Genomic DNA, 17,237 nt, shown 5'->3' on the forward strand with positions numbered 1-17,237 from the left:
CGGGTCTCTCGCACCGCACGGCTCTCCCGGGTCACCCGAGTGACGCGGGACGGCGACCGCTAGCGCTGCTTCCACTTCGTGAGGTCGGCGTTGCCGCTGTAGACGGCGTCACCGGCGACGATCCAGCCTGCCGCGTTGACGATCGACACCCCGACCTGGCCTGCGCCTGACGGCACCTTCGTGCCGACGCAGGCGACGCTCTCGAGGCTCTTGCCCTTGACGACCCGCACGAGGTCGATGCCGGGGCAGTCGCCGCCGACGCGCGCGACGTAGGTCGTGAGGCGGTTCGACTCGATGCGGTTGCCCAGCGCGAGCCCGCCCTTGACGGAGCCGTCGTCGGCCCAGCTCTGGCCGCCGTCCTCGGTCACCATGACGCTGCCGTCGGCGCAGAGCGCCTGCGCCTCGTCGGCCGAGGTGCGCGAGAGGTCGATGACGTCGGTCGAGGCGCCGCACGGCTGGGCACGGGTGTCCTGCGGGGTCAGCACGTCGGTCGCCTTGTCGAGCTGGCGGGCCCACCCGCCCGAGACCGACGTGCCCGCCTGCCAGGTGGCACCGAGGTCGTTGCTGGCGTACTGCTTGAGGTCACAGCTGGAGCCGGCTCCGATCGCGAAGACGCGGTCGGCGGCGAGCGGCTGCACCCGGCTGACCGAGCGCGCCGGCGCCTTGACCTTGTCCCACGTCTTGCCGCCGTCGCTGGTCACGAGCAGGGTTGAGCCGCCCTTGTCGCACGAGCCCGTCGTCGCCCGCCACGCGGTCGTCGCGTCGAGCGCGCCGACGATCTCGGTCACGGGGGCCGGCTTCGGGCCGGTGGGTGCGTCGGAGGTGGCCGTCGTGCCGCTCGAGGGGGTCGCGGCGGGCGTCTTCGTCGACCCGGTCGCGCCGCTCGCGCCGGGGGTCGTGAAGGAGGCGACCGGCGTGGCGGCTGGGGCACCGGCGCCGTCCGGGTGGCTCGGGCGCAGCGCGAGCGCCACGAGGGCGACGTCGACCGCGAGGAAGCCCACCAGACCGATCGTGGCCACCTTTTTCTGCATGCCTGTCCCCCACTCCTCACCCGAGCTCTGCCGGGTCACATCGTACGAGTCCCCCGGAGCCGGACCGAACCCTGTCTAGAGGATGGGTGGTCGCAGCGCCGGACCGACGACGAGCAGGGCCTTCTCGATCTCGCTCGCCATGATGGCGTATGCGTCGCGCCCTCGCTGGTAGGGGTCCGGGATGTCCGACTCCTCCGGAGGTCGGGCGCGGAAGAGCCCGCGGCGGTGGAGCGCGATCTCCCCGAGGCGCCTCGCCCACGGCAGCTCGGAATCGGTCTGCGCGGCCTCCGTCACGAGGTCGGCGTCACGCAGCAGGTCGGCGAGCTCACCCAGGGTGAAGGTCCGTCGCAGCACGCGCGGGTTGACCCGCACGGACTCGGCCCGGTGCATCTGGGTGGCCGCGATGACGAGGTCAGACTCGGCGAGCAGGGCCGGCGTGATCTGCCGTGAGGCGAAGCCGTCGGTGCTGCCGCCGGCCGCCACCAGCAGCTCGGCCGAGCCGGGCTCGATCGGCGCGCCGACCAGCGCCCGTGTGCCTGAGCTCGACACGACGGCGTCGGTGTCGGCGAGGAGCCCAGCCAGCCGCCGCTCGATGTAGGGCGACCGGCAGATGTTGCCGGTGCACACGACCATGATGTGGCCCACCGCCGGCCGGCGGCCGGCGTCATTCCCCTCCGCTCCCCCGAGCGATGCCTCGCTCATGCCGCTCCCGAGCCTCCCGACAGGGGGGCGCGCGCGGCTGCGAGCGTCTCGGCGTAGGCGGTGCACACCTCGAAGCTGGGAAGGAGCCCATCCTCCAGCGCGGCCCGCAGGGTCGGCGCGGCCGAGTCCTTGGGCGACAGCAGCGGCTCGATGCCGTCCGGCAGGGTCAGCCCCACCTCCGGGTCGAGCGGGTTGATGCCGCGCTCCGCTGTCGGGTTGTAGGCCGACGAGCAGAGGTAGTGCGCCGTCGTGCCGTCCTCCAGCGCGCAGAAGGCGTGACCGAGGCCCTCGGACAGGTAGACGGCCCGCCGGCCGCCCGTGTCGAGCAGGACCGAGTCCCACTGGCCGAAGGTCGGCGACCCGACGCGAAGGTCGACGACGTAGTCGATGAGCGCCCCGGCGACGACAGTGACGTACTTCGCCTGCCCCACGGGCACATCAGCGAAGTGGATGCCGCGCACGGTGCCGCGCGACGAGACCGAGACGTTGCTCTGCACGACGTCGAGGCGGTGGCCGATGACGTCGGCGAGCTTGTCGCCGCGGAAGGACTCGAGGAAGACGCCCCGGTCGTCCGGGAAGACGCGCGGGGTCACCTCCCAGGCGCCGGCGATCGACAGCGGTCGGATCTCCATCAGCTCTCCTCCAGCGCGTCGTGGGCGTCGGCCAGCAGGGCGTGCAGGTAGAGGCCGTAGCCGCTCTTGGCCTGCGCGTCGGCGTGCACGCGAAGGCCCTCGTCGTCGAGCCAGCCGTTGCGCCAGGCGATCTCCTCGACGCAGCCGATCTTCTGGCCCTGCCGAGCCTCGACGACGTGGACGTACTGGCTGGCCTCCATGAGGCCGGTGAACGTGCCGGTGTCGAACCACGCCGTGCCCCGGGGCAGCGGCGTCACCGTCAGGGTGCCGCGCCGGAGGTACTCGTCGTTGACGGCCGTGATCTCGAGCTCGCCGCGCGCGCTCGGGGTGAGGTTGCGCGCGATCTCGACGACGTCGTTGTCGTAGAAGTAGAGGCCGGGCACGGCGTAGTTGGACTTCGGGTGGGCGGGCTTCTCCTCGATGGAGAGCACCGTGCCGTCCTCGTCGAACTCCACGACGCCGTATGCCGTCGGGTCGGCCACGCGGTAGGCGAAGACGTGCCCGCCGTGGACGTTCGTGTTGTCGCGCAGGCGCGAGCCGAGGCCCGGGCCGAAGAAGATGTTGTCGCCGAGCACGAGAGCGACCTGGTCGTCGCCGATGAAGTCGGCGCCGAGGATGAAGGCCTGGGCGAGCCCGTCGGGGCTGGCCTGCACGGCATACGTGATCGACATGCCCCACTGCGAGCCGTCACCGAGCAGCCGCTCGAACTGCGGGCCGTCCTGCGGCGTCGTGATGACGAGCACCTCGCGGATGCCCGCCATCATCAGGGTCGACAACGGGTAGTAGACCATCGGCTTGTCATAGACGGGCATCAGCTGCTTGCTGATGCCACGCGTGATGGGGTGCAGTCGTGTGCCCGATCCCCCGGCCAGGATGATGCCCTTCATGCGCGCCAGCCTAGAGGTCTCCGCAGCGTGCTCGCGTCTCGACCCGTAGGCCGAACGGGCGGTTAGTCCGAGTTTCGGTATCGTTGGCGCGACCAACCGGGGGTCCGACGAAAGGTGCACGCGTGGAGCTCCGCGACTATCTCGAGGTTGCCCGCAAACGCTGGCGCCTGATCGCAGCAGTGACGCTGGCCGTCCTCGCCGCCGCAGCCGTGTGGACCATTCTCACGCCCAAGACGTATGCCGCGACGACCCAGTTCTTCGTGTCGACCACCACGTCTGGCGACTCCAATGCGGCTTCGCTGCAACAGGGCAACACCTTCACGCAGGCCCGCGTGAAGTCCTACACCCAACTGCTCGAGTCGCCCAAGGTGCTCGACCCCGTGATCGCGGCAACTGGCCTTGACGTAACGTCTGTAGAGCTCGCGAAGCAAATCACGTCGACCGTGCCGCTGGACACTGTCGTCATCGAGGTCACGGTAAGCGACGCAAGCGCCGAACGCGCCACGAAGATCGCAGGCGAGCTCGGTGAGGTATTCCCGCGCACCATCGCTGATCTCGAGAAGGTTCAAGACAACCAGCCCAGTCCCGTGAAGGTCACGGTCGTCAAGGACGCCACGGCGGAAGCGGCGCCGGTCAGCCCGCGACCGGCACGCAACCTGCTTCTTGGCGGTGTCATCGGTTTGCTGCTCGGACTCGGAATCGCTTTGCTCCGGGAGACGCTTGACCAACGCGTCAAATCTGAGCGTGAAGTGGCGTCCGTTACGGACGCGACGGTCATCGGAGGGATTGCTTTCGACGCCGACGCTCCCGACCATCCACTCATCGTTCAAGTTGACCCTCGCTCGGCTCGAGCCGAAGCATTCCGATCACTGCGCACGAACCTTCAGTTCGTCAACGTAGCCAATCCGCCCAAGAGCATCGTGGTCACCTCGTCGGTACCGGGTGAAGGCAAGTCGACCACAGCAGCCAACCTCGCCATCAGTTTGGCCGACGCAGGCCAGAGCGTCGTCATCATCGAAGGGGACCTTCGTAGGCCACGCCTGTTGGAGTACATGGGCTTCGAGGGAGCGGTCGGCCTCACCGATGTGCTCATCGGTCGCGTGGATGTCAAGGATGCGCTTCAGCAGTTCGGACGGTCACAGCTGTGGCTTCTGGGTTCTGGGCCCATCCCCCCCAACCCCAGTGAGTTGCTGGGATCAAGCCGCATGGGCGCTCTGATCGACGAACTAGTGGAGAGCTACGACTTCGTCATCGTGGATGCGCCCCCGCTGCTCCCTGTGACGGACGCAGCTGTGGTCTCCACCTTGGTGGACGGCGCGGTGGTCGTCGTCGGAGCAGAAATCGTCACGCGTGACCAGCTACGGCATGCGCTGGACTCCCTTGTAGCCGTCAAGGGCAACATCCTCGGGCTCATCCTCAACCGGGTCTTGGCCAAGCCGGGCAGCACCTACAGCACCTACGGCTATCGCTACGAGCAGGACACTGAACGGGGTCGAGCGAAAAGTCGCCAAGAGCCCGCAACACGGCGGGACGCCGCGGCCACTTCTGCTCCCGGGGCCGACAGCTCCAGGCGCTCGGAGACCCCGGAGGCCTCCGCTCTCTCCTGACCCTGGCCTCGCCAGGCTGCAAGTGTCGCAACGGAGCGACGACGTCCTATGAATGCCTAATAGGCAGCATTTAACGTCTCGTTCCGCTCATTACGCGAACGTAGGAGCACCCATGCCGTCAGCTGGTTCAGTCGCGCCACTAAAGTCCCGCCACATCCCCTCACTGGACGGGCTGCGCACCGTCTCGATCGTCATCGTCTTCATCGGGCATGCAGGGCTGCCGCAGGTGCTGCGTGACCAGACCGGTGTCACCATCTTCTTCTTTCTCAGTGGTTACCTGATCACGACCCTGCTGATGCGTGAGCAGGACAAGACGGGCAAGATCAGCCTGACAGGTTTCTACCTGAGGCGGGTCTTCCGCATCCTGCCAGCGATGTACACCGTGCTGGCTGTCGCGATCGCCATCAGTGCTTTCCAGATCCTCGAGTCCACGATGACCCCTCTCGGCGCGATCGCGTCGATGTTCCAGCTCACCAACTACTGGATCATCATTGACGGGCGTGGGCAGCTGCCCACTGGGATGAATGCGTTGTGGTCGCTCAACGTCGAGGAGCACTACTACCTTCTCTTCCCGGTTCTCTTGATCGCCATCAGTGCACTGCTGAAGTCGCGTCGGCGCCAGGCTCTCGTTCTTGCCGCACTCTGCGGGCTGTTTCTTGTCTGGCGAATCGTTCTCGTCTATGGACTACACGCCCCCATCGACCGCATCTACCTCGCGACGGACACCCGCGGCGACTCGATTCTGTGGGGTGCAGTGTTCGCGCTGGCCTGGAATCCGGTGAGGGGACGGGCAATAGCCGGTGGGCGTTGGCCATGGGCACAGTTCATCCTCGGAGTGGCCCTGCTCGGCGTTGCGCGCATCTTGCCGAGCAACCTCTCCATGACGTTCGGCTACACCATCGAAGCGATGGCGCTCGTGTTCATCTTCACCGCCGTGATCAGCGGGCCGGATACGCTCATGGGTCGCGTGCTCAACTGGAAGCCGATCGCCTTCCTGGGCGTCCTGTCCTACTCGATGTACCTCTGCCATCGCCTCATTCTCATGCTCGTGGCGAAGTACCTCACCCTCGGGATCTGGGGGACGGCCGCGGTGTCACTCGTGCTCACGATCGGCGTGAGCTACCTGATCTACCGCCTCGTGGAGCAACCGATGCTGCGGCTCGGGCGCAGATATCAGCCCCACCTGGACGATCGGACGATCTCGCTCGTGGGCGACCCAGTGGGTCAGAGTCAGCGGCCTCCCGCGACTACCAGCTAGAGGCGGTTCTGCCCTGACTCGTGCCACCTGACCGGGATTCTGAGGCTCGGCCGACGTTTGTGCTGGTCACGGACGTGGGCAGATCCTGATTGACACACCCCGCCACCCTGAACTGGGCGTCCTGGGCGGTGTCGGTTAAGACGGCTCGGGTCGACCGGGCCGCGCGAAGAGCCGGGTTGCCGCACGGGGGTGCCGACTTCAACGCCGTTGCTGACCACGTCCGCAGGGCGCTGTCGGACCTAGCTCGCGGTGCCCGGCGGCCGACGCATGCCTCCCAAGCCCGGTGGGCGACTTCTGGTCCCCCGAGATCGTCGACACGTCACAGGATCTCGGCTCGAACGGGGGTCACCGGCACGCAAAGGGTGGTGGCACCTTCGCTCTTTGTGCCGGGATTGCGCTCCAGCACCGTTCCGGCCGCCTCTCTCCAGCGGTCAGTGACACACCCCGGTGGCACGAGTCGGGCTGGACGATCGGACGATCTCGCTCGTGGGCGACCCAGTGGGTCAGAGTCAGCGGCCTCCCGCGACTACCAGCTAGAGGCGGTTCTGCCCATCCCCCGGTAGTCCCAGCCAGCCTGTGACCAGGCCTTGGGGTCGAGGGCGTTGCGGCCGTCGAGGATGCGCGGCACCGCCACGAGTGACTTGGCGTGGGAGGGGTCGATCGCGACGTAGTCGCGCCAGGCCGTGAGGAGCATGACGAGGTCGGCTCCCTCCAGGGCCTCGTCAGCCGTGTCGACGATCTGCAGGTCGGGGCGCACCCGCCGCACGGCGTCGGCACCGGCCGGGTCGGTCGCGACGACGTTGGCGCCGCGGCCCCAGAGCCGGCCGGCGATGTCGAGCGCCGGGGAGTCGCGCACGTCGTCGCTGTCGGGCTTGAAGGTGAGGCCGAGCACGGCCACCTTGAGGCCGACGAGGCGTCCGCCGCACATCTGGGCCGCGAGCTCGACGGCGTGGTCACGTCGGCGCATGTTGATCGAGTCGACCTCACGCAGGAAGGTCAGCGACTGGTCGACGCCGAGCTCGCCGGCGCGCGCCATGAAGGCGCGGATGTCCTTGGGCAGGCAGCCGCCGCCGAAGCCGATGCCGGCCTGGAGGAACTTCGGCCCGATGCGGTCGTCGTGGCCGATCGCCTCGGCGAGACGGGTGACATCGGCCCCCGTGGCGTCGCAGAGTTCGGCCATCGAGTTGATGAACGAGATCTTCGTCGCGAGGAAGCTGTTGGCAGCGACCTTGACGAGCTCGGCCGTCGGGTAGTTGACGAGCAGGCGGGGGGTCCCCGCGTCGATGATCGGCCGGTAGACCTCGTCGAGGGCCGCGCGACCGATCTCACCGCGCTCTTCGTCCTCCGGGAGGCCATAGACGACACGGTCGGGCCGCGTCGTGTCCGCGACGGCATACCCCTCGCGGAGGAACTCCGGGTTCCAGACCACGACGGCGTCAAGCCCGCCCTCGGTGAGCCGGTCGGCGATCGACTGGGCGGTGCCGACAGGCACCGTGGACTTGCCGACGACGACGACCGGGCCGCCGTCAGAGCGAGCGTGGTCGAGCAGGAACGCCACGGTAGTGTCGACCTGGCTGAGGTCGGCGGCGTAGCTGCCGCCGCGCTGCGGCGTGCCGACCGCGATGAAGTGCAGGGCCGCCTCGCCGATGGCCGAGGGGTCGGTCGTGAAGCGCAACCTCCCCGAAGCGAGCGCTCGCTTGAGGACGTCCTCGAAGCCGGGCTCGTGGAAGGGCGGGATGCCCCGACCGAGGCGCTCGACCTTGACCGCGTCGATGTCGAGGGCGATCACCTCGTGGCCGAAGTCGGCCATGCAGGCAGCGTGCACGGCTCCGAGGTAGCCACAACCGATGACCGAGATCTTCACGTTGGGCAGCATAACGATGGTCACGGCAGGAGCCACCGACACAGGCTCGGTAGGGTGTGGGCCATGCGTCTGCTCGTCACCGGCGGTGCCGGTTTCATCGGCTCGAACTTCGTCCTGCGCGCTCGCGAGACGCGCCCCGACTGGTCGCTCACCGTCATCGACTCGATGACGTATGCCGCCAACCGGGCCTCCCTCGCCCCCGTGCTCTCGGACCTCGGGGGTGACGGCTCGGTCGAGCTCGTCGAGGGGTCTGTGGCCGATGCGGCCCTCGTCGACCGGCTCGTCGCCGACCACGACGTCGTCGTGCACTTCGCGGCCGAGTCGCACAACGACAACAGCCTCGACAGCCCGTGGCCGTTCGTCGAGAGCAACGTCATCGGCACCTTCACGATCCTCGAAGCCGTGCGCCGGCACGGCAAGCGCCTGCACCACATCTCGACCGACGAGGTCTACGGAGACCTCGAGCTCGACGACCCGGAGCGCTTCTCGGAGTCGACGCCGGTCAACCCGTCGAGCCCCTACTCCGCGACGAAGGCCGGGGCCGACCTGCTCGTCCGCGCGTGGATCCGCTCGTTCGGCATCCAGGCGACGGTGTCGAACTGCTCCAACAACTACGGCCCGCGCCAGCACGTCGAGAAGTTCATCCCGCGCCAGATCACGAACATCCTCGAGGGCACCAAGCCCAAGCTCTACGGCTCGGGGCTCAACGTGCGCGACTGGATCCACGTCGACGACCACAACGACGCCGTCATCGCGATCCTCGAGCAGGGCCGCCTCGGTGAGACCTACCTCATCGGCGCCGACGGCGAGAAGAACAACCTCGAGATCGTCACGCTCCTCCTCGAGATCATGGGCAAGCCCGGCGACTGGTTCGACCACGTCAACGACCGCCCCGGCCACGACCTGCGCTACGCGATCAACTCGAGCAAGCTGCGAACAGAGACGAACTGGCGACCGCGCTACTCCGACATCCGCTCGGGCCTCCAGGCCACGGTCGAGTGGTACCAGGCGAACGAGGACTGGTGGCGCCAGTCCAAGGTCGACGCCGAGCGCGTCTATGCCCGGCTCGGTCGATGACGTCAGCAGCGAGCGACAGCGCGAGGGGAGCGGCTGCTGAGCCTCTGCGCGTCCTGGTGACGGGTGCGGGCGGCATGCTCGCCCACGACCTCGTGCCGCGGCTGCGTGCGGCCGGCCATCAGGTCACGGCCTTCAGCCGGGCGGACCTCGACGTGACGGACCCTGCGGAGTGCATTGCCGGCGTCGCAGGCCACGACCTCGTCATCAACGCAGCCGCCCACACCGCCGTCGATGCTGCCGAGACGGAGGAGGGAGTCGCCTTCAGCGTCAACGCTGTCGGCGCCGCCAACCTCGCGCGTGCGTGCACCCACGCCGGTGCACGGATGGTCCAGATCTCGACGGACTACGTCTTCGACGGCATGGCCACCGAGCCGTATGCCGTGGACCACCCCATCGCACCGCACTCGGCCTACGGCCGGACCAAGGCTGCCGGCGAGTGGGCCGTGCAGGCGCTCTGCGCCGACCACTGGATCGTGCGCACCGCCTGGCTCTACGGCCACGGCGGCCCGAACTTCGTCTCGACGATGCTCCGGCTCGCCGGTGAGCGTGAGACCCTCAGCGTCGTCGACGACCAGCGCGGACAGCCGACCTCGACCGTCGACCTGGCCGATCTGCTGCTGCGCCTCGTCGAGGCCGACGCACCGTCAGGGACGTACCACGGCACGTCGTCGGGTGAGACGACGTGGTGGGGCTTCGCCCGCGCCGTCTTCGAGGAGTCCGGCCTGGACCCCGAGCGTGTGCAGCCGACGACGACGGACGCGTTCCCCCGGCCCGCTCCCCGACCCGCTTACAGCGTGCTGTCCCACAGCTCTTTGGTCACAGCGACGGTCACTCCGATCGGGGACTGGCGGTCGGGACTATCCGCGCATCTGCAGCACATCAAGGGCGGGCAACCTCGCACCTAGCGGGCGACGCGTTTCCCGCTTCCGCCCGCTGTCGAGGACGGTGCCCCCAGCGTGGACCAACGCGCCTCAAAGCTACTCCCTCGGTAGCATCTATAGAACATGGCCACGACTCGAGGGGTTAGAATGAGCCGGCGCGGCAGCATTGGATTTTGGTTATTCACCGTCGCCTCTGTGCTTGTGGCGAGCATCGGCGTTGTCCTCGTCTCGAATGCGTTGTCGTCGCCTGACGTCGACACGGTAATTAAACCGGCGCTGCTTTGCGTGAGCCTTGTGGGCCTTAACGTCGTTACGTATGCGGTCTGGTTCAACCGTTGGAACGTCATCGCGCACACCCAGCTCGTATTCTCGGTAGTCGCGTATGTCATCCCGATCTACTACCTCAACACGCTCGATCTACTTGGCGGCCCCGCCTTGGATCTCTATTACCGCGTCGTCTCCCTCGGCTTTCTCTGTTGTCTGGTCGGAACCTTCGTGGGGGCACTTCTGGCCAGTCCTGCTCGAAGCGCGCTGATTCAGTCTCGACACGACTTTGAGGGACCTGCGGCGACGATCATGCGTCGGCGCACCTACACCTTGCTCATCCTCAGCATCGTAGGGATTCTCGTCTCATTCGCTGTCATGAGATTCATTCCTGCCGCTTCTCCTGACCCATTGTCGGCGAAGTTCTTCAGGGGAGCCTACGCAGACGCCTACCGGCCAGTGGCTCCGCTCTACCGATTCTCTACGACGGTTATCACCCTGCTCCTGCCGATGGCTGCTCTTTACGCATGGACACGACGCACGTTTGGCGCCGTCTTCATGCTCGTTGCCGCAGCTGGAGTGATGATTCTCGGGCTGCTACGGGAGCCGGCCTTCAGTGGCATCCTGCTCTTCATCGGGGTCTTGATGGCTTGGCAGGGCAGCAGGCTTCCGCGGTATTTCGCCCTGCTGATCGGCGCCTACTTCGCGGGTGCGGCGTTGTACTCGATGCTCGGAGCGCTCGGGGTACCCGGCTACACAGGTGGCGGCATCGTGTCCGGGGGTGACATCTTCGCTCAGGCGGCATCCGGAGCACCCGACCTTCGTGACCAGGTCGGCTTCCTGAATCGGTGGTCTATGCGGCCGGAGTACACCGACGGCAAAACCTTCTTCGGTGGCTTGATCCCGGGCAACTACCCCTGGAATCCATCCGTGTGGTCACTTCACGTCGTTAACCCGAGCCAGTCGATCGAATCCATCAACTCCGGCGGTCTGCGACTGCCCGCACCACTATGGGGGCTGGTGAGCTTTGGGTGGCCCGGCGTGGTGATCGTGAGCTTCCTCAACGGTGTCATCGGCGGATTTCTCGCGCGCAGGTTCTCCCACCTGATTACCGGCGCGCCCCTCGTGACTGCGACGTGTTGGGTGGTGCTCTACGCGGCCATTCTGGATGTCGCCCCAGTGTTCTTCCGGCTGAGCTACTTATCAGTCATCCAGCTCGGGGTGGTCGTCTGGCTCCTCCGGGCAGCAAGGGTGGGTCCGAGCGTGCCACCTAGCGAATTACCCGGCCCTCCTCCAACGGTCAACGTGATGGTTGGTGAACGTCCCTGAGCCACCCTGGCTCGCAAGTACCGACATCATCGCGGTCAGCGCGCCTTGCGCTCGCGCTCTGGCTTCTGTTAAGGCTCCCTCGTCGGCATTCGCCGGCTCCAAGAACGAGGCCGCTGACACTGACGGGGCTAGGGGTATGCCGAATTCTTGGGCGAAGGCCCTGACCTTTGCCTTGGACCCGATCGCAACCAACCGAGCACCACAGGACATCCCCAGGTACAGTGCGTGCATTCGTGAAGCCACTACGACGTCCGCCTTCATGACATCGTCGGCGAGAACCCTCCAGTGATGAACCACTCCCGGGTCGGTCTCGCATCCGCGCAGACCCCGCACCGCATCTCGATCGTCGAACGGCGCGCTCTGGCTCATGGCGACGAATCTCACGGTTCCATAGCGGCCGGTCATCGCTGCGATGTCGTCGTCTGAGACGTCGGCGGCCTCGGCGCTCGCAAGAGCAAGGATCGCGCCCGTTCGTGCGGATTGGGCTGGGCCGTCGTCAAGCTCAGCCAGCAGGAAGGCATCTGCCCCCAGCGCGACCTTGGCCGAACGAGAGAGCTCCCGGCATCGATCGACCGACGCGGCGTCCCGTGGCCAGGCTGATCGTCGCCACAGCGCGACCTTGAGCAGGGTGCGGGGCAAGAACCGACTCACCGGGTCGCAGCCGACGCCGAAGTAGGCAAGCGGTCGGCGCGCCACCCAAGCGCAGACTGACGTCACCGCGACGAGCCGCGGCAGTCCGCCCAAGGCGGCCCCGTCGTCTTGAAGCATCGTGCCGCCGCCCACAACAACGGCGTCCGCAGACCTGACCGCCTTCAAGAGTGAGAGCACCCCTGACACGGGCACCCGGCCTTGACCACCTTGCCGGGGGGAATCCCCGAACTCCGCGACGGACACGACATGACCTTCCCTCCGGAGCGCTCCCGCCAGGGCGTCCGTGAGCATGGCATCACCGAGGTTGATCGGTTCTCCCTCGGACCCCGACCGGTCTGAGTTCACGACGAGGATCTTCATGGCCAACCAATCGTTGTGTTTTGCGGAAGTGCCGAAGGACTGCGACTGAGACAGCCATCAGCAAGATCTCGGCCACGAGCGTGGTCCACGAGATGCCAGTGACGCCGTAGAGGTTCCCGAGAACGAAGGCGAGGAGCGTCACAACGATGCCGAGGCATACGTTCATCCAGATGCGGGTCCGCACCCCTCCGAAGGCGAGGATCGCCGAGACCAGTGAGTAGTTGGCGAACTTGGGAACGAGCGCCAGGGCTACGACGACGAAGACGACATGCCCGTTGACCGGCAGTGCGAGCGTGGAGAAGACCCACCCCTGAACGAGAAGAAGCACTGCCACGACAACCACGCCCAGGCCGAGCATGCTCGCGACGAGAGCCTTGAGGATCCGGGGCTGTTGAACCAGCCGCGGAAGCGCTTGCGTGGAGATCGTCGCGGGGATCATCTCGAGTGGCTGTGTGAACCGGTAGGCCACGGCGAGCCGGGCCGCATCCGGCCAGGATAAGAGAGCCGTACCCATGATCATCGGCATCTGGGAGTAGAGGGCAGACAGAGCGGATCCGATGCCGAAGCTCACGACATCTCTGAGACGCGGGCGCGTCCCTGCTTCAGGGCATCGACCGCGTTCTGCCACAAGCACGCCCAGCAGAACCAAGCCTCCGACTACGGGCGCGAGAAGCGACGGGAACAGGGAGCCGGAAGCCAGACAGGCTGCAGTGAGAGCCACCCTGACGCTGCCGGACAGCAGCTCTGGGAGTGCGTACGAGCGATCGTCCCCGCGCCACAATCGCGGCGCACGAGCCACTCGGAGGACAGTGTCAGTCAGTTGGCCCAGCGCGAAGGTGACGACAGCGAACCACCACAGCGCCCAGAGATCGGTCGGGGCCCGCAACCCTTGCCACGTCAGTGCCAGCGCATATCCGGGCAGCGCGATGGCACCCTGGACACTGACCGCGAAGCCATATTGGGTCCGCGTTGGCGTGCTCTCGCGAGTCAGGAGGTAGTTGGTTCCTCCCCCGTCAAACACGATCGAGGTCGCAGCAAGGACCCCGATGGTCGCGATGGCGAAACTCGACGCCTCTGGGGGAGCGAGACGTGCGATGGCCACGAGGAACAGCAGCTGCCCACCCCGCGAGACAACCACGGCGGCGAGCGGTAGCCCCTTGTGCCACCGTCGGTTACGTCGCGTCACGACCCTGACCGGTCGAGGCTCACGCGGCGGACCTTGCGCCAGCCTCTCGTCGCCGAGCTCCCAAGAATCGACAGCGACCCACGACCAACGACGCCCCCCGCAACGACCACCGCTTCCGCCGGGCTGCGCTTGAGGTTCTTTGCGTAGTAGGTGTACATAGCCCGGTGGAAAGCCACGTTGGAACGAAGCCGGCGCGGCTTTCCACTCGAGGCGCCCTTGGAGTGGGTCGAGGTGCCGGTGGCAACCATCCCCACTCCCCAACCGGACTGCGTGGCGTCAAAGCACAGTTGCAGGTCTTCTCCGTACATCCAGTAGGCGGTGTCGAAGATCGGAGACTGCGGATCCCGGAACTCGGGATTGACAAGCATGAGTGCGCCGGTGGTGGCCTCGATGCGGCGCACACCATTGCTTCCCTCCGCCTCGGCTCGGGGCTCTGGAGGGGCGTTGTATCTCCAACGTCGCGGCGTAAACCGGCCGATGGCCGCGTAGAGCGTGGCGGTCCCCAGCTTCGGCAAACGGCGAACGGACGCACTGTCAGGCGAACCAGTCTCGTCGAGCAGAGGGGCGGTGAGGATGCCGAACTCTTGGTGTGCGGACATAGCGGCTGTCATGTCCGCGACCACCTGGGGAGCCAAAGCAACGTCTGGGTTAAGACAGAGAACGGGGCCGCGATCGACGACGTACGTCGACGCTGTTGCGTATCCCCCGGCGAACCCGTCGTTCGACGACTGCACGACTGTGACTGGGAAGGGCAGCTCCGTCCGCAGCCGACTCAGGTGCGCCACAGTCGAGTCGGTGCTCCCGTTGTCTACGATCACCACCCGCTCGATGCCGCTCTCGTTCGCGATCAGTCCCTTCGCGTAGTCGCTGAGCGTGGAGTCGCTGTTGTAGGTGACTGTGATGATGGTGGCCTTCACAGCGAGTTCGCCACCTTCTTGCGCAGAAGCTGCACCGTGTCCGCCCATGACGACACACCGCCTGACGCGGTCCGACCTCGAGCCAGCGCCTCAGCCATCGCCTGGGCCATCCCGGCGGGAGTCGGCTGCGCGGCAATCACGTCGGGCCCGTGCATGTCGGAGACACCGCTGTCTTCGGCAACGACAACGGGGATGCCGAAGTACAGCGCCTCAGCAATCGGTAGACCGAACCCCTCATCAGACGACGCGACCACGACACAGTCGGCGCCCGCGATGATGCGTTGGTATTCAGGCTCCTCGACGAAACCTGGGAAGAGGACGTCTTCCTCCTTACCCAAGCTCGCGGCGAGCGACTTGAGTTGTGCTGCAAGCTCACCTCGGGCGCCGAGCACTGTCAGAGCAGCATTGTCGGGAAGCTTGGCCATCCCCCTGATGACGAGATCCGGACGCTTGTTGTTGTGGTGCCCAAAAGTGACCACCATGGGCCGGGGGTGCACCGGGAGGTCTCCTACCTCCCACCGCCGCGGATGGTCCCCACCGTTCGGCACGATCTCCGTGGACGCCGTCCGCACGAGCTCGAGGGTCTCGTTCTCGGCCTTGTCGGAGATGCAGAGGCAGCCGGTGGCACGGGCCGCAGAGAGCTCCCAAAGCTTTCGGTAGGCGCGTTGAGCAACGCCGAACTCATCCTTGTTCTTGAGGTGGCGCCAGTCGTGTTCGAAGCAGAACGTGGGCCGAGCAAAGACGAGTGGCGAGACTATAGGGCTGAGGGAGACCACCGCATCGACCTTCTTGACCGCTGCCAGCAGGGGCTGCAGCAGCATTTGGCCGGTGGAACGTGCGACGACCCTCTCGTTGGGCCAGGTGACGAAGTCCACATCGGGGCCCGCAAACGAATCGCGCACCCAGCTGGGGCCCAGCACCACCAGTTCATCCGCGGGGTACAGCTCGCACCAGGTACGCACAACTTCCTCCGCGTGCAGCCGCATACCGCCCGACTGACGAGGGGAGCCAAGGACATCAACCAGTACCTTCATCGTTCATCACTTTCAGCACTAACGCCGGAATAGGAGCTCTGTGTGAGTCCAGGCGGCGCTCAGTAGGCGCCCTTGCCCCGGAGGACCGCGAAGATCGTGCGCCAGATGAGGACCATGTCGAGCGAGAGCGACCAGTTCTCGACGTAGTAGAGGTCCATGCGCACCGCGTCGTCCCAGGCGACGTCGCTGCGGCCGCTGACCTGCCACATCCCCGTCATGCCAGGCTTGGTCTTGAGGCGGCGCGCGTGCGTGGCGGTGTAGGTGCTGACCTCCGCCGGACGCTGGGGCCGCGGTCCCACGAGACTCATGTCGCCCTCGAGGACGTTGATGAGCTGCGGCAGCTCGTCGAGCGACCACTTGCGCAGAAAGTGCCCCACCGAAGTGACCCGCTTGTCGTTCTTGATCTTGATGAGTGGCGGCAGCGATCCGTTCTCCTCTGCCAGCTTCTGCAGGTGCGCATCGGCTCCGTCAGCCATGGAGCGGAACTTCCAGATGCGGAACTCCGCACCACCCAGCCCAACCCGGATCTGTCGGTAGAAGACCGGCCCCGGGCTCGTGAGCTTGACGGCCACGGCAATGACCGCGAAGAGCGGTGAGAGCAGGACCAGCGCCATCGCGGAGAAGACCTTGTCGAAGAGGTCCTTCACCGTACGCATCGCGCCGGTGTACTGGGGCCCCTGGACGTAGAGGAGCGGCAGGCCTTCGACCGGCCGCGTGTGCACGCGGGGGCCGGCGATCCCGCTGAGTGATGGAGCGAGGATCAGGTCGGCCCCGACGGACTCGAGTGCCCACATGAGCTCGCTCAGCTCAGCCGGCGAGAGGTTCGCCGAGCTCGACACCACGACAGCATCGATGTCCAGCTGGTGCGCTAGCCGAGCGACGTTCTCCGCCAACGGTTCCCGCTCTCTGACGGAGACCTGCCCCGCGACGAGCAGACCCGATGTCGGTGAGGCGCTGACGTGCTCCGCAAGACGCCCGATGTCGGACGGGTCCTCGATGGTCAGCACGCGCGACGACGAGCGGCCGAGGGCGCGCCGGGCCAGGAGGTTGCGGCGCCACAGCCAACGCGTTGCCAGCAACGCGGCCAGGGTGAGCGGGAGCGAGATGACGACGTAGCTGCGTCCGACTTCGTACTGGAGGAAGTAGGCGACGAATCCGAGGCCACCCAGCATCCACACGGTTGCGCCGAGGATACGCCGGTACTCCTCCGTCCCCGACCCGAGCACTCGCTTGTCACGTGAGCCGTTGAGTCCGAGCACGACCGTCCAAGAGATAGCTACGAGAACCGTGAGCATCCAGTAGGGAATGGTGGGCACTCGCGTAGTGCGGTCTGCGACGACGTCCATCCCGAGGTCGGGAAGGCTCATCGCCTGGGCCACCGCGGTCGCACAGAGCGCACCGACCAGGTCCGAGACCGTCAGCCTGAGCCGCTCGACGATGGCCCACCGATGACGCGTCGCGGAGATTGAGCTGATGGTGTGGCTGAGAGCCCCGCTGCTGGACTCGCTCATAGACATGCTCCTGTCGCCCCTGAAATTCGACCGCACGTCATCGGGC

At 66.6% G+C, this 17,237-nt stretch carries 15 protein-coding genes; 5 read left to right on the forward strand and 10 right to left on the reverse strand.

Going from position 1 to position 17,237, the window contains the following annotated elements:
• Positions 1-59: 59 nt before the first annotated feature.
• From FHX52_RS09540 to rfbA, 4 genes are all read right to left on the reverse strand, one after another.
• On the reverse strand, positions 60-1,031 hold the full coding sequence (locus FHX52_RS09540) for a hypothetical protein (protein WP_185747160.1): 972 nt from the start codon (positions 1,029-1,031) through the stop codon (positions 60-62).
• Between the two features lie 75 nt (positions 1,032-1,106).
• Positions 1,107-1,733, reverse strand: coding sequence for an arsenate reductase/protein-tyrosine-phosphatase family protein (locus FHX52_RS09545; RefSeq protein WP_141821671.1), 627 nt, complete (start codon positions 1,731-1,733; stop codon positions 1,107-1,109).
• Positions 1,730-2,365, reverse strand: coding sequence for a dTDP-4-dehydrorhamnose 3,5-epimerase family protein (locus FHX52_RS09550; protein WP_141821672.1), 636 nt, complete (start codon positions 2,363-2,365; stop codon positions 1,730-1,732). Before FHX52_RS09550 ends, FHX52_RS09545 begins: the two co-directional genes overlap by 4 nt.
• Positions 2,365-3,252 (reverse strand): glucose-1-phosphate thymidylyltransferase RfbA, encoded by an 888-nt coding sequence (gene rfbA / locus FHX52_RS09555; protein WP_141821673.1) that lies wholly within the window; start codon positions 3,250-3,252, stop codon positions 2,365-2,367. Before rfbA ends, FHX52_RS09550 begins: the two co-directional genes overlap by 1 nt.
• Before the next feature lie 122 nt (positions 3,253-3,374).
• Here rfbA and FHX52_RS09560 point away from each other — a divergent pair, with 122 nt between their 5' ends.
• Positions 3,375-4,859: a tyrosine-protein kinase domain-containing protein gene (locus FHX52_RS09560; RefSeq protein ID WP_141821674.1), complete on the forward strand. Its 1,485-nt coding sequence runs from the start codon at positions 3,375-3,377 to the stop codon at positions 4,857-4,859.
• 112 nt (positions 4,860-4,971) lie between these two features.
• Complete coding sequence (locus FHX52_RS09565; protein ID WP_185747161.1) at positions 4,972-6,117, forward strand: acyltransferase family protein; 1,146 nt, start codon at positions 4,972-4,974, stop codon at positions 6,115-6,117.
• Positions 6,118-6,643: 526 nt separating this feature from the next.
• Here FHX52_RS09565 and FHX52_RS09570 read toward each other — a convergent pair.
• The gene (locus FHX52_RS09570) at positions 6,644-7,981 is read right to left on the reverse strand and encodes a UDP-glucose dehydrogenase family protein (RefSeq protein ID WP_141822143.1); all 1,338 of its coding nucleotides are present in this window, start codon (positions 7,979-7,981) and stop codon (positions 6,644-6,646) included.
• A gap of 63 nt (positions 7,982-8,044) precedes the next feature.
• Here FHX52_RS09570 and rfbB point away from each other — a divergent pair, with 63 nt between their 5' ends.
• The 3 genes from rfbB (at position 8,045) to FHX52_RS09585 (ending at position 11,532) form a co-directional block, all read left to right on the forward strand.
• A complete protein-coding gene (rfbB, locus tag FHX52_RS09575) occupies positions 8,045-9,058 on the forward strand; it encodes a dTDP-glucose 4,6-dehydratase (protein WP_141821676.1) in 1,014 nt (337 codons plus the stop codon).
• The gene (rfbD, locus tag FHX52_RS09580) at positions 9,055-9,963 is read left to right on the forward strand and encodes a dTDP-4-dehydrorhamnose reductase (protein ID WP_141821677.1); all 909 of its coding nucleotides are present in this window, start codon (positions 9,055-9,057) and stop codon (positions 9,961-9,963) included. Before rfbB ends, rfbD begins: the two co-directional genes overlap by 4 nt.
• 123 nt (positions 9,964-10,086) lie before the next feature.
• Positions 10,087-11,532 (forward strand): hypothetical protein, encoded by a 1,446-nt coding sequence (locus FHX52_RS09585; RefSeq protein ID WP_141821678.1) that lies wholly within the window; start codon positions 10,087-10,089, stop codon positions 11,530-11,532.
• On the opposite strand, the gene FHX52_RS09590 is transcribed toward FHX52_RS09585, so the two are convergent.
• The 5 genes from FHX52_RS09590 to FHX52_RS09610 all read right to left on the reverse strand — a co-directional run bounded on the left by FHX52_RS09590 (position 11,482) and on the right by FHX52_RS09610 (position 17,191).
• Positions 11,482-12,543 (reverse strand): polysaccharide pyruvyl transferase family protein, encoded by a 1,062-nt coding sequence (locus FHX52_RS09590; protein ID WP_141821679.1) that lies wholly within the window; start codon positions 12,541-12,543, stop codon positions 11,482-11,484. The genes FHX52_RS09585 and FHX52_RS09590 overlap by 51 nt on opposite strands.
• Entirely contained in the window at positions 12,479-13,114 is a 636-nt protein-coding gene (locus FHX52_RS23820; RefSeq protein WP_185747162.1) for a polysaccharide biosynthesis protein, read from the reverse strand. Before FHX52_RS23820 ends, FHX52_RS09590 begins: the two co-directional genes overlap by 65 nt.
• Positions 13,115-13,725: 611 nt before the next feature.
• The gene (locus FHX52_RS09600) at positions 13,726-14,646 is read right to left on the reverse strand and encodes a glycosyltransferase family 2 protein (protein ID WP_185747163.1); all 921 of its coding nucleotides are present in this window, start codon (positions 14,644-14,646) and stop codon (positions 13,726-13,728) included.
• The gene (locus FHX52_RS09605; protein WP_141821682.1) at positions 14,643-15,680 is read right to left on the reverse strand and encodes a glycosyltransferase; all 1,038 of its coding nucleotides are present in this window, start codon (positions 15,678-15,680) and stop codon (positions 14,643-14,645) included. Before FHX52_RS09605 ends, FHX52_RS09600 begins: the two co-directional genes overlap by 4 nt.
• Positions 15,681-15,739: 59 nt before the next feature.
• Entirely contained in the window at positions 15,740-17,191 is a 1,452-nt protein-coding gene (locus FHX52_RS09610) for a sugar transferase (protein WP_185747164.1), read from the reverse strand.
• Between the last annotated feature and the right edge of the window lie 46 nt (positions 17,192-17,237).

The sequence above is a fragment of the Humibacillus xanthopallidus genome (genome assembly GCF_006717145.1).
In the GTDB taxonomy this organism is placed as follows: domain Bacteria; phylum Actinomycetota; class Actinomycetes; order Actinomycetales; family Dermatophilaceae; genus Humibacillus; species Humibacillus xanthopallidus.